General features: G+C 76.7%; 11 protein-coding genes. 6 read left to right on the plus strand and 5 right to left on the minus strand.

The genetic code is table 11. The features are described 5' to 3' along the window. Positions 1-28: 28 nt before the first annotated feature. Positions 29-1,195, minus strand: a complete 1,167-nt coding sequence (locus MHY85_RS17375) for a 5-(carboxyamino)imidazole ribonucleotide synthase (protein ID WP_239198701.1) — start codon at positions 1,193-1,195, stop codon at positions 29-31. A gap of 62 nt (positions 1,196-1,257) precedes the next feature. Here MHY85_RS17375 and MHY85_RS17380 point away from each other — a divergent pair, with 62 nt between their 5' ends. Continuing rightward, a complete protein-coding gene (locus MHY85_RS17380; RefSeq protein WP_239198704.1) occupies positions 1,258-1,890 on the plus strand; it encodes a GtrA family protein in 633 nt (210 codons plus the stop codon). A gap of 83 nt (positions 1,891-1,973) precedes the next feature. On the opposite strand, the gene MHY85_RS17385 is transcribed toward MHY85_RS17380, so the two are convergent. The 3 genes from MHY85_RS17385 to MHY85_RS17395 all read right to left on the minus strand — a co-directional run bounded on the left by MHY85_RS17385 (position 1,974) and on the right by MHY85_RS17395 (position 5,541). Further along, the gene (locus MHY85_RS17385; RefSeq protein WP_239198707.1) at positions 1,974-3,416 is read right to left on the minus strand and encodes a hypothetical protein; all 1,443 of its coding nucleotides are present in this window, start codon (positions 3,414-3,416) and stop codon (positions 1,974-1,976) included. A 103-nt stretch (positions 3,417-3,519) separates the two neighbouring features. After that, positions 3,520-4,845, minus strand: coding sequence for an ATP-binding protein (locus MHY85_RS17390; protein WP_239198710.1), 1,326 nt, complete (start codon positions 4,843-4,845; stop codon positions 3,520-3,522). Positions 4,846-4,848: 3 nt separating this feature from the next. Further along, on the minus strand, positions 4,849-5,541 hold the full coding sequence (locus tag MHY85_RS17395) for a response regulator transcription factor (protein WP_239198713.1): 693 nt from the start codon (positions 5,539-5,541) through the stop codon (positions 4,849-4,851). A 155-nt stretch (positions 5,542-5,696) separates the two neighbouring features. Here MHY85_RS17395 and MHY85_RS17400 point away from each other — a divergent pair, with 155 nt between their 5' ends. The 4 genes from MHY85_RS17400 (at position 5,697) to MHY85_RS17415 (ending at position 11,417) form a co-directional block, all read left to right on the plus strand. Next, positions 5,697-6,998, plus strand: coding sequence for a sensor histidine kinase (locus MHY85_RS17400; RefSeq protein WP_239198716.1), 1,302 nt, complete (start codon positions 5,697-5,699; stop codon positions 6,996-6,998). Between the two features lie 5 nt (positions 6,999-7,003). Then, positions 7,004-7,714: a response regulator transcription factor gene (locus MHY85_RS17405; protein WP_154730874.1), complete on the plus strand. Its 711-nt coding sequence runs from the start codon at positions 7,004-7,006 to the stop codon at positions 7,712-7,714. A gap of 197 nt (positions 7,715-7,911) precedes the next feature. Next, positions 7,912-8,724 (plus strand): ABC transporter ATP-binding protein, encoded by an 813-nt coding sequence (locus MHY85_RS17410; RefSeq protein WP_374233962.1) that lies wholly within the window; start codon positions 7,912-7,914, stop codon positions 8,722-8,724. Positions 8,725-8,747: 23 nt separating this feature from the next. Further along, on the plus strand, positions 8,748-11,417 hold the full coding sequence (locus MHY85_RS17415) for an FtsX-like permease family protein (protein WP_239198722.1): 2,670 nt from the start codon (positions 8,748-8,750) through the stop codon (positions 11,415-11,417). 210 nt (positions 11,418-11,627) lie between these two features. On the opposite strand, the gene MHY85_RS17420 is transcribed toward MHY85_RS17415, so the two are convergent. Continuing rightward, positions 11,628-12,059: a hypothetical protein gene (locus MHY85_RS17420; protein WP_239198725.1), complete on the minus strand. Its 432-nt coding sequence runs from the start codon at positions 12,057-12,059 to the stop codon at positions 11,628-11,630. Between the two features lie 379 nt (positions 12,060-12,438). Between MHY85_RS17420 and MHY85_RS17425 the strand changes: the two genes are divergently transcribed. Further along, positions 12,439-12,687, plus strand: a complete 249-nt coding sequence (locus MHY85_RS17425) for a WhiB family transcriptional regulator (RefSeq protein WP_147794125.1) — start codon at positions 12,439-12,441, stop codon at positions 12,685-12,687. Positions 12,688-12,763 lie beyond the last annotated feature (76 nt).

The following is a 12,763-nucleotide window of genomic DNA, read 5'->3' on the forward strand; positions in this document are numbered from 1 at the left end:
GGGTGGGGTGCAGTCGCGGTCGAGGGGGTCAGGCGGGCGCGTCGCCGCGCAGGACCGCCGCGGCGGCCACGGCGCGCCGGCGGACGTCCGCCAGGTCGTCCCCGGACACGGTGACGTGCCCGAGCTTGCGGCCGGGGCGGACGCCCTTGCCGTACAGGTGCACCTTGGCGCCGGGGTCGAGCGCGGCCACCTCGGCCAGCCCGTCGGTCAGCGCCGCGCGGGTCGAGCCGAGCACGTTCGCCATCACGGTCCACGGCTGGCGGGCCTCGGTCGCGCCCAGGGGGAGGTCGAGCACGGCGCGCAGGTGCTGCTCGAACTGGCTGGTCACGGAGCCGTCGATCGTCCAGTGCCCGGAGTTGTGCGGGCGCATGGCGAGCTCGTTGACGAGCACCCGCGGCGCCCCGCCCTCGGGGTCGGCGACCTCGAACAGCTCGACCGCCAGGACCCCGGTGACGCCGAGCCCCTCGGCCACCTCGCGGGCGATCCGCTCGGCGGTCGCGGCGGTGCGCGGGTCCAGGTCCGGGGCCGGCGCCACGACCTCGGCGCACACGCCGTCGCGCTGCACCGACTCCACGACCGGCCAGGTGCGGACCTCGCCGGACGGGGTGCGGGCGACCAGGGCGGCGAGCTCGCGGGTGAACGGCACCCGCTCCTCGGCCAGCAGCGGGGCGCCGGTGCCCTCGGCGGCAGCGGCCAGCCAGTCGGCGGCCTCGTCGGCGGACCGCACGACCCGCACGCCCTTGCCGTCGTAGCCGCCGCGCGCGGTCTTGACCACCGCGGTGCCGTCGCCGGCGGCGAGGAACGCCGCGAGGTCGTCGGCGGAGTCGAGGGGCGCCCAGCGCGGGCACGGCACGCCGAGCGCGGTCAGCCGGGTCCGCATCACGATCTTGTCCTGCGCGTGCACCAGGGCGTCCGGGCCGGGCCGCACCGCGACGCCGCGGTCCACCAGCTCGGTGAGCAGGCCGTTCGGCACGTGCTCGTGCTCGAAGGTGAGCGCGTCCGCGCCGACCACCAGCGCCTCGACGGCCACCGGGTCCGCCGCCGCGCCCACCGGCGCGTCGACCACCACCTGCGCCGCCGACGACACCGCGTCCTCGACCAGCACCCGCAGGTGCACGCCGAGCGCCGTCGCCGCGGGCGCCATCATGCGGGCGAGCTGCCCGCCACCGACCACTGCCACCACAGGTGCTGCCACGAGCGGTGAGCCTAACCGACCCCGCACAGCGGTCCCCCAGCGTCTCGCCGTACCCTGTGGGCGTGACTCCCACCGGTGCGCCCCGCCTCGCGGCCGCACCGGGACCCGCCCCCGAGGCCCGTCCCGGACGCCTGCACGGCCTGCTCTACCGCATGCCGCGCCGCTCCCTGCGCGACCGTGCCCTCGAGCTGGTCCGGTTCGGCTCGGTCGGCACGGTCGCGTTCGTCGTCGACCTCGGCACGTACAACCTGCTGCGGTTCGGCCCGGTCGACCTGCTGCACGGCAAGCCCCTGACCGCCCGGATCATCGCGGTGGTGCTGGCGACGCTCGTCTCCTGGCTCGGCAGCCGGCACTGGACGTTCGCCGGCCAGCGGACCCACCGGCGCGGCCGGGAGCTGCTGCTGTTCTCCGCGATCAACGTCGTGGGCAGCGCGATCACCGTCGGTGCGCTCGGCTTCTCGCACTACGTGCTCGGCCAGTCCGGGCCGTTCTCGGACAACGTCGCCAACGTCATCGGCATCGTGCTGGGCACGGTCGTCCGGTACGTCGGCTACAAGCTGTTCGTGTTCACCGGCTCCGCGGGTCTGCCGGTCGCGCTGGCCGAGGTCGGCCACGAGGTGCGCGGGGGCGACGAGCCGCTCGCCGGCCCCGCGTCCCCCGCCCCCCTCCCGCACCCGCGCGCCACCGGCGACTGACCGCCGCGCGCACCGCCGCCGGGCGGCCCGCCACGGCGCGCGCCGCGCCCGGCCGGGGCACGCCGGCGCGCCCCGGGCGGCGGTCAGCCCGAGGCGGCTGCGCCGTCGCGCGGCGGCCCGTCGGCGCCCGGCCCCGGCTGCGCCGCGGCCGGGCGCGCCACGAGTGTCGTGACCGCCAGCAGCACCACGGCCACCACGGCGACCGTCGCCACGTAGGCCGGCGTGAGGTGGCTCGCGAGCACCAGCGCCAGCGCCGCCCCGGCCCCGATCAGCACCCGCACGGGGACCCGCTGCTCGTCGAACCACACCCCGACGGGCCCGGTGCTGATCCCCCGCCGCTCGCCCGCCGTGCGCAGCCCGGTCGCCGCCCGGGTCCAGGACGCCCGCAGCGCCCGCGCCGCCGACGTCCCGCCCGCCACGAACGCGACCAGCGCCACGACGAGCCCGAGCACGAACGCCGACCGCAGGGCGACCCGCAGGAACGCCACCACCTGGTCGTAGACCACCACGGCCGCGTCCGGCCGCTGCACCGCCGGCGGCAGCGCGTCGACGTACACCGAGCGGCCGATGGTCAGCGCGGCGCCGAGCAGCAGCATCGCGCCCGCGAGCGACAGGCCCGCGACCACCAGCACCCGCGCGCGGTGCACCGCGACCAGCACGCCGGCGGCCAGCAGGCCCAGGGAGAGCCAGACCAGCCAGGTGCCCAGCACGTCCAGCACGCGGTAGGCGTTCTGCGCCCGGACCAGGTCCGCGCTCTGCAGCAGCGGGAAGCTCGCGCTGATCGTCGGCAGCCGGTCCACGAGCGTGAACCCCGCGTCCGACAGCGAGGCGCGCACGGTGTCCACCACGCCCGTCAGGTCGACCACCAGCGTGCCCTGGGCGTCGATGCTCGCGATCGCGTCCGGGTCACCGCGCAGCACCGCGTTGAGCTGCTGGTGCACCGTGCGGTTCGCCTCGTCCCACACCGCCTCGAGCACGTCCGACGTCACCACGGCGTCCACGGCCCGGCGGATGAACCCCGTGGCCGCGTCCACCAGCGGCTCCTGCAGCGATCCCACGAGCGCGGACACCCGGGGCGGCAGGCCCAGGTCGTCGACCGCGGTCACCGCCTCCCCCGCCAGCCCGTCCAGGTCCGCCGCGTCCACGATCGCCCCGGTCACCCGGTTGGTCACGGCGCTCTGGATCTGCGGGTCGTCGACCAGGGGGCCGACCGTCGCCAGGTACCGGTCGGTGTCGGTGACCAGGTCCCGCGCCCACACCGCCACGACGGCGACGGGGGCGAGCAGGGCGCCGAGCACCACGAGCACGACCGCGGCGGTCGCGCGGCCGGCGTGCCGCTGCCGCCGGGCCGCGGGCACACCCGGTGCGGCGGGGTCGGCGGGGCCTCCGGCCGCTGAGGCGGCCGCGGCGTCGGCGGCGGCGCGGGCCGTGGCGGCCGCGCGCAGCTGGGCGTTCTCGGCCTCCAGGGCGGCGATCCGTGCCGTCAGGTCGTCCGCCGTGCCCGCCCCGGGTCGCTGCTCCGCCACCGAGCCCACCCCCTCGGGCGCCCGCGGCGGGGACACCCCTCGCGGCGAGGCTAGCGCCGCCGGTCGCGCCGCTCCCCCACCCGCGGGGGGTGAGGGGCGTCGCTCAGCGCCGGCGCCGCGCCCGCTCCGAGCGCGGCGAGATGACCGACCCGCGCGGCAGCACCACGTCGGGCGCCATCGCCGCCGGGACGCCCGCGAGGAACAGCGCGAACACCGCCGGCCGCCGCTGCGCGAGCTCCAGGCGCGCGCCGTCGGCGGACGCGAGGTCCCGGGCCAGCGCCAGGCCGAGCCCGGTGCCCTTGCCGGAGGTGACCTCGCGCTCGAAGATGCGCGGCGCCAGGTCGTCCGGGACCCCGTCGCCCTCGTCCGCGACCTCGACCACGACCGAGCGCGCGGCGCCCGCGCGGGACCGCACCGTCGTGGTGCCGCCGCCGTGCCGCAGCGAGTTCTCGATCAGCGTCGCCAGCACCTGGGCCAGCGCCCCGGGGGTGGCGAGCACCTGGGCCTTCGGGTCGACCTCGATCACGAGGCGGCGGCCCTCCGCCTCGAACGTCGGCCGCCACTCCTCCTCCTGCTGGTGGACGACGTCGCCCAGCCGGATGGCCTCGGTGGTGCCGCCCTGCGCGCGCCGCGACCGGGTCAGCAGGTCGTCGACGACCGCGACCAGCCGCTCGACCTGCTCCAGGGAGATCCGCGCCTCCTCGCGCACCGCGGGGTCGTCCGAGGCCAGCATGATCTCCTCGAGCCGCATGGTCAGCGCGGTCAGCGGGGTGCGGAGCTGGTGGGACGCGTCGGAGGCGAACTGCCGCTCGGCGGCGAGCCGGCCGGCCATCCGGTCGGCGCTGCGCGCGAGCTCGGCCGCCACCAGGTCGATCTCCTCGACCCCGGACGGCTCCAGCTGCGGGCGCACCTGCCCGGAGCCCAGCTGCTCGGCGGACGCCGCCAGGTACACCAGCGGTGCGGCCAGCCGGTTCGCCTGCCAGATGGCCATGCCGATGCCCGCCGCGAACGCGACGATCGCCGCCGCCACGACGAGCCCCATGATCTGCGCGCTCATGAGGAACACGTCCCACCACGGTGCGTACATGGTGATCCGGGCGCCGGTGGTCGACGTCTCCGTGATGGTGATGGCGCGCTCGGGGACGTCGGGGCCCGCCTGGTACCGCGCGCCGTCCGTCGTGACGACGAAGATGCTCACGGCGACGCCGCCGCCCCGGTCGACGTACGGCTCGAGCATGGTGTCGGACAGCGGGGTGCCCTCCTGGACGCGGCTGTCGACCTGCCGCGCCAGGTCGGACGCGCGGGTCTCGAGCGACCCGATCTCGTTGTCCCGGACGTACTGCGCGCCGAGGAAGGCGAGGGGGAACCCGAGCAGCACGACCGCCACCGTGACGGCCGCGATGGTGGCCTGGAGGACGCGGCGGCGCACGGGTCAGCCCCGGCTGCCCTCGCCGGACTCGAACCGGAAGCCCATCCCCCGCACCGTGCTGATGTAGCGGGGCGCGCTCGCGTCGTCGCCGAGCTTGCGGCGCAGCCACGACACGTGCATGTCGAGCGTCTTGGTGGAGCCGGTCGGGTCGGAGCCCCAGACCTCGCGCATGAGCGTCTCGCGGGCGACGACGGTGCCCGCCGCGCCGACCAGCACGCGGAGCAGGTCGAACTCCTTGGCGGTGAGGTGCAGCTCGCGCTCGGCCTGGAACGCGCGGTGCGCGGCGACGTCGACGCGGACGTCCTGGCTGCGGAGCTCGTCCTCGTCGGGCGTGTCCCCGCCCGTGCGCCGCAGCAGCGCCCGGACCCGGGCGAGCAGCTCGGCCAGCCGGAACGGCTTGGTCACGTAGTCGTCGGCGCCGGCGTCCAGGCCCACGACGAGGTCGACCTCGTCCGCGCGGGCGGTCAGCACCAGCACCGGGGTGGTCAGCCCCTGGTTCCGGATCGCGCGCGCGACGTCGAGCCCGTCCATGTCCGGCAGGCCGAGGTCCAGCACCACGAGGTCCGCCTCGCTCGCGCGGTCGATCGCGCCCTGCCCGGTGCCCTGCACGCGGACGTCGTAGCCCTCACGGCCGAGCGCGCGCGCCAGGGGCTCGGCGATCGCGGGGTCGTCCTCGGCCAGCAGCACCTGGGTCATGGCGCCATGTTAGGTCATGAGACCTTCTAGGACACGGCGCGCCGGGGTATCGGTTCGGTGAAGTCGCCCCGTCCGCCCGTGGGCGGACCCGGGCCGGGACCTCCGTCCGCCCCCGGGGGCACGACCCGCCGGTGGCGCCGACCTACGCTGGCGCGATGACGTGGTGGGAACGCCTCACGCGGTGGGAGGAACGCCACCAGCTGCCGATCGACCTCAGCGCGACCCTGCTGACGGGGCTCGTCGTGGTCCCCCTGGCGGCGAGCATGGCGCCGAACTGGGGGCTGAGCTCGTACGCCGGCGCGGTGCTCGCGCTCGCCGCCTGGCTCCCGCTGGGCTGGCGGCGCCGCAACCCGGTGGCGTCCGTCGTCGCCGTGTACGCCGCGTGCCTGCTGCACCTGCTGATCGGCGTGCCGCTGGTCATGCCGTCCGACCTCGCCGTGCTCGTGGCGCTGTACTCGGTGACGGTGCACGGCCCGCGCTGGGCCCACCTGACGGCGATGGGGTCGGCGCTCGTCGGCAACCTCGCGATGGTGAGCGGGCTGCTGCTCCAGTCCTGGACGGGCAGCGCCGCCGAGGTGGCGATGTCCGGGATCGCCCTGTGGCTGTTCGCGTCCGTGACGGCCGCCGCCGTGTGGGCGTTCGGCCTGGTCCGCCGCTCGCGCCGGGTGACGATCGCCGCGCTGCGCGACCGGGCGGAGCGGCTGGAGGTGGAGCGCGACCAGCAGGCGCGGATCGCGACCGCCGCCGAGCGCACCCGCATCGCGCGCGAGATGCACGACATCGTCGCCCACTCGCTGTCGGTCGTCGTCGCCCAGGCGGACGGCGGGCGGTACGCCGCCGCGGCGGACCCCGAGGCGGCGACCCGCGCACTCGGCACCATCGCGGAGACCGGCCGGGCGGCGCTGGCCGACATGCGCCGGCTGCTCGGGGTGCTGCGCGAGCCGAAGCGGGTGCCGGGCGCCCCGGTGCCCGCGAACGCGCTCGCGGCGGGTGGCGCCCCGGCCGGCTCGGCCCCGTACACCCCGCAGCCCGCGGAGCACGACCTGGAGTCCCTGGTGGAGCAGGTCCGCGCGTCCGGCGTCCGCGCGTCCCTCGTCCGGATGGGCACCCCCCGGCGGCTGCCCCCGGGCATCGGGCTGACCGTGTACCGGATCTGCCAGGAGGCCCTGACGAACGTGCTCAAGCACGGCGGCCCCGACGTGACGGTCACGGTGCTCGCGCAGTGGCAGCCCGCCGCGCTCGTCCTGGAGATCACCGACGACGGCCGGGGCGCCGCCGCCGACTCGGACGGCGCCGGGCAGGGCCTGCTCGGCATGCGGGAGCGGGCGACGATGGTCGGCGGCACGCTGGCCGCCGGGCCGCGCCCGGGCGGCGGGTTCCGGGTGCACGCCGAGCTGCCGCTGCCCCCGGGCGCGCCGGTCGACGACCGGGCCGCCGCGCCCGGCACCCTAGGCTGACGCCCATGTCCGCCATCCGCGTCGGCCTCGTCGACGACCAGCAGCTCGTGCGCGCCGGCTTCCGCCTCGTGATCGACTCCCAGCCGGACCTCGAGGTCGTCCTGGAGGCCGGCGACGGTGCCCAGGCCGTGCAGGCGCTCACCGCGGGCACCGCGCAGGCCGCCGTGCTCGGGCCGGTCGACGTCGTGCTGATGGACGTGCGGATGCCGAACCTCGACGGGCTCGCCGCCACCGAGCGGATCGTCGCCGCCGGCACCCCCGAGCACCCCGCGCCCCGGATCATCGTGCTCACCACGTTCGACCTCGACGAGTACGTGCTCGCCGCGATCCGCGCGGGCGCGAGCGGCTTCCTGCTCAAGGACGCGCCGCCCGAGGACATGCTGGCGGCCATCCGGACCGTGCACAGCGGCGACGCCGTCATCGCGCCGTCGTCCACCCGGCGTCTGCTGGAGCACCTGGTGACGGCCCTGCCCGCCGAGCAGCAGCAGGCCTCGGCCGGCGCCGAGGCGCTCGCGACGCTCACCGAGCGGGAGCGCGAGGTGCTGGTGCTCATGGCCCGCGGGCGGTCGAACACCGAGATCGGCGAGGACCTGTACGTCGCCGAGGCCACCGTCAAGACGCACGTCGGCCGCATCCTGGCGAAGCTCGGGGCGCGGGACCGCGTGCAGGCCGTCGTCGTCGCGTACGAGACGGGCCTGGTGGTCCCCGGGGCGTGACCCCGCGGGGGCCGGGTGCTGCCCCGGTCGGGCCGCGACCGGCCGGGGTCGTACCCCGGGATGACGTGAGGTCCGGACCGGGGGTGGACGCGGCGGTGCGGGCGGACTCCGTAGCGTCGGGGACGACCCGATCCGACCGTCCCAGGAGCACAGCCGTGGACCCGTTCGTCCCCGCCCCCGCCGCCAGCACCGGCCCGATCCCGCCGCACGGCGCGCCCGACGCGCCCGGCGCCGCCCAGCCGGGCCGAGCCGCGCGGGAGGCCGCCGTCCGCGCCCGCGGTCTCACCAAGGTCTACGGCCGCGGCGAGGCCGAGGTGCGTGCGCTCGCCGGGGTCGACGTCGACTTCGCCGCCGGCGAGTTCACCGCGATCATGGGCCCGTCCGGCTCCGGCAAGTCGACGCTGATGCACGTGCTGGCCGGCCTCGACGCCGCCACCTCCGGCTCCGCGTTCCTCGGGCAGACCGACGTCACCACGCTCGACGACGACGCGCTCACCCGCCTGCGCCGCGACCGGGTGGGCTTCGTGTTCCAGTCGTTCAACCTGCTGCCGATGTTCACCGCCGAGCAGAACATCCTGCTGCCGCTCGAGCTGGCCGGCGCCAAGGCCGACCGCGCGTGGTTCGACACCCTGGTCGCCACGCTCGGCCTCGGGCAGCGGCTCACGCACCGCCCGTCGGAGCTGTCCGGCGGCCAGCAGCAGCGCGTCGCGATCGCCCGCGCGCTGATCGCCAAGCCCGAGGTCGTGTTCGCGGACGAGCCCACCGGCAACCTGGACTCGCGCTCCGGCGCCGAGGTGCTGAGCTTCCTGCGCCGCTCCGTCCGCGAGCTGGGCCGCACGATCATCATGGTCACGCACGACCCGACCGCCGCCGCCTACGCCGACCGCGTGGTGCTGCTCGCCGACGGGCGGATCGCGGGCGACATCGTCGACCCGACCCCCGAGGCCGTGCTCGCCGGGCTCGACGCGCTGCGCCAGCTCGAGGTCACCGAGACGCCGGTGGGTGCCTGATGTGGCGGCTCACCCTGGCGCAGATGCGCCGTAGCCTCGGCCGGCTCACGGCCGCGGGCGTCGCGGTCGCCATCGGCACCGCGTTCATCGCCGCGACGCTGCTCGCCGGCACGATCATGCAGCGCATCTCGTACGACTCGATCACCGCGTCGTACGGGACCGCCGACCTGATCGCCGACGCCGGCGCCGGCACCTCGCTGGACGAGAAGACCGTCGAGGCGGTCCGCGGCACCCCCGGCGTCGCCGCCGCCGACGCCCGCGTCGTCGCCCCGTACATCGCGATGTCCGCCGGCGACCGCGAGATCACGCAGACCCTCGTCCCCGTGCCGAGCGACCCGGCCTTCGACACCCAGCACGTCACGCAGGGCGCGCTGCCGACCGCGGACGGCCAGATCGCGCTGCCCGAGCGGGCGGCCGAGCGGCTGCACGTGGGCGTCGGGGACACCGTGTCGGTGTCGTACTACCGGTGGCAGGAGGCCGCCGGGGCCTCGGCGACCGCGGAGGACCCGGCCGGCGCGACCGAGGGTGCGACCGCCGCACCCTCCGACGAGGCGACGGGCGCCCCCGGCGAGCCCGAGGGCAGCTACCGCGAGGTCCGGGCCGACGCCGAGGTCGTCGGCCTGACCACCGACCCGACGTCGGCCTGGGCCCAGTACGGCGGCGCCGCGCTCGCCACCCTCGACGACACCCTGCTCTGGGGCGGCTTCGGCGACGGCGACGGCACCCCCGCCCTCGCCGACGCCGCGACCTCGCAGCTGCTCCTCGCCCTCGACGACGGCGCCGACACCGCGACCGTCGCCGACGCGGTCGAGGACGTCCTCACGGCCTCGGGCAGCACGGACCCGCTCGTCCTGACCCGCGACGCGGCCGCCGAGCGCAGCCTGTCCGGCGACGACGGCACCGGCCCGATCCTCGTGGTCGTGCTCGCGTTCGCCGCCGTGGCGATGATCGTCGCCGGCCTCGTCATCGCGAACACCTTCCAGGTGCTCGTCGCCCAGCGGACCCGGACGCTCGCCCTGCTGCGCTGCGTCGGGGCCGTCCGGTCCCAGGTGCGCCGGTCGGTGCTGCTGGAGGCCTCGCTGCTCGGCCTGGCGGCCTCCGTCGCGGGCGTGCTGCTCGGCACCGCGCTGGTGCAGGTGGCCCTGCTCGTCATGCAGAACGCGGACCTGCCGTTCCCGGTGCCGTCCGTCGTCCGCCCGACCGTCGCGAGCGTCGTCGCGCCGCTGGCCGTCGGCGTGGTCGTGACGGTGCTCGCCGCGCTGACGCCGGCCCGGGTCGCCACCCGGGTCGCGCCGATCGCCGCGCTCCGCCCGGCCGACGCCCCCGCGGCCGGCAGCCGCGCGGGCCGGTTCCGGCTCGTCGTCAGCCTGGTGCTGGTCGTCGGCGGGACGCTGATGCTGGCCGGCGGGGTCGCCCTGTCGAAGCAGCTCCTGGTCGTGGCCGTCGGCATCGCGATCCTCGGCGGCGCGGCGTCGTTCGTCGGCCTGCTGGTCGGCGCGGTGTTCTGGATGCCCCGGGTCGTGGCCGCGATCGGCCGCCTGGTCGGCCGGTTCGGGATGCCGGCGCGGCTCGCCGCAGCCAACACCGGCCGCAACCCCGCGCGCACCGCGGCCACCAGCACCGCGCTGCTGATCGGCGTCACGCTCGTCGCGATGATGAGCACCGGGGCCGTGACCGCCCGCGCCACCCTGGACGACGAGCTCGACACCCGGTACCCGGTCGACCTCGCGGTCGCCGCGCCGTTCACCACCGACGAGAGCGGCAACCCCGTCACCGAGGCGCTGCCCGCGGGCACCGTCGAGGCGCTGGCCGACATCCCCGGGGTCGAGTCGTCCGCCACGCTCGTCCGGGACAGCGTGGAGATCGGCGGCACCCAGACCGTCGACGCGCTCGGCATCACCCCGGAGCAGGCGGCGGACGTCCTCCGCGACGCCGACCTGGCCGCGGCCGTCGGCGACGGCACCGTCGTGGTGCCCGAGGCCGTCGCGGAGAGCGCCGGGATCGAGGACGGCGACCGGGTCCCCGTCGCCCGCACCGAGGGCTCCGGCGTCGGGACGCCCGTCGACCTGACCGCGGTCGTCGTCCCGCTCGACAGCTGGTTCGTCCTCGTCACGCCGAGCACGCTGGACGACCTCGGCTCCGCCGGGACGCTCAGCACCGCCTGGCTGCGGGTGGCCGACGTCCTCGACTCCGGTCAGGTCGTCCAGCAGGTGCAGGACCTCACGTCCGACTCCGTGCTCGAGATCACCGGCGCGGCGCTCGAGCGGGCGCTGTACCAGCGGGCGATCGACACCCTGCTCGCGGTGGTGGTCGGGCTGCTGGCGGTGGCGGTCGTGATCGCCCTGATCGGCGTGACCAACACGCTGTCCCTGTCGGTCATCGAGCGGCGCCGCGAGTCGGCGACGCTGCGCGCGCTGGGCCTGACCCGGCGGCAGCTGCGGGCGTCGATGGCGGTCGAGGGCGCGCTGATCGCCGGCGTCGGGGCGGTCGTCGGCGTGGCGCTCGGGCTGGCGTACGGCTGGCTCGGGTCGGCGGCGGTGCTCGCCGGGATCGCGGACCTGCAGCTGCGGGTGCCGTGGGCCGACCTCGGGCTGGTGCTCGGCGTGGCGCTGGTGGCGGGCGTGCTCGCCTCGGCGCTGCCCGGCCGGACGGCCGCGCGCACGCCCCCGGTGGCGGCCCTGGCGGTCGACTGACCCGGCGACCGGCAGGCCGGCGCGCGCCCGGCGGGGAGGACTCCCCCGCCGGGCGCGCGTCCACGTCCGCCCCGCGCCGAGAACCGTGCGCGCCGAGAACCGTGCACGCCGAGATAGGGCCCCCGCGCCGAGGTAGGACGGTTGACGGTCCTACCTCGGCGGGAAGGTCCTATCTCGGGAGCGGTCCGAGGCGCGGGGCCGCCCTCCGGGTCAGTCTTCGCGGGCAGCCGTGCCCGTGGTCCAGGCGACGACCGTCGGGGTGACCAGCAGGGCGCCGACCACGACCGCGAGCGCCAGCACGGCCACCGACCAGACGGCCACCTCGACGCCGAGCCAGCCCACCGCCAGCACGACCAGCAGGATCTGCACCGTCATCACCGGCGACCGTCCCCAGCGCTGCCCGCGGAGCAGCGCGCGCCCGGCCCCGCCCAGCACCGCGGCGACGCCCGCCGCCAGCAGGATCAGGAACACCACGGGGCCCGGCATCGACGTGCCGCGCACGAGGGCGACGACCAGCGCGACGGCGATCACCGCGACGGCGAGCGCCTGGAGGAGCACGAGGCCGGCGAGCAGCCGCACGGCGCCCGGTGCGGTGGCCGGCCGGGGCGACGAGGACGGCTGGGGGGTGCGGGATCCGGTCACGCGCCGACCCTACGCGCGGCGCGGGTGAATCCGCGGGGCGTCGCCGCAGGTCCCGGCGGGAGCCGCCCGCCGGCCAGGGACGATGGTCCCGCTGGCCGGACCGGTTGGCGCGCGACACCCACGCAGGAGTAGCGTGCGCCCCAGGCGTTCAGGGTGCACACAGATGTGACCGACGCCTCAGTCGTCACGCGCAAGAAACCTGCGCGTAACCCCTTGTGCGCCCTCCGGCGGCCATGTGAATCTTGTACTCAGCAGTTCGATCCCCCCGAGCGCCGACGCTCACGCCCCCCGCCTTCTTCTGTGCGTCGGACGTGTGCTCGAGCGCCCATGCCACCCAGCCCCCTGGTCGTGGCATGCCCCTGTGCTGAGGAGAGTTTCGATGGATTGGCGCCACCAGGCAGCGTGTCTGACCGAGGACCCGGAGCTGTTCTTCCCGATCGGCAACACGGGCCCGGCCCTGCTGCAGATCGAGGAGGCCAAGGCCGTGTGCCGCCGGTGCGACGTCGTCGACACCTGCCTGAAGTGGGCGCTCGAGTCCGGCCAGGACGCCGGCGTCTGGGGCGGCCTCTCCGAGGACGAGCGGCGTGCCCTCAAGCGCCGCACCGCCCGCCAGCGCCGCGCGGGCTGACCCCGCCGCACCGCACGACCCCCGACGCCCGCCGTGCCCCGGGGGGAGGGGCGCGGCGGGCGTCGCCGTTCCTCCC

This window comes from Cellulomonas sp. ACRRI (genome assembly GCF_022346185.1).
Lineage (GTDB): Bacteria > Actinomycetota > Actinomycetes > Actinomycetales > Cellulomonadaceae > Cellulomonas.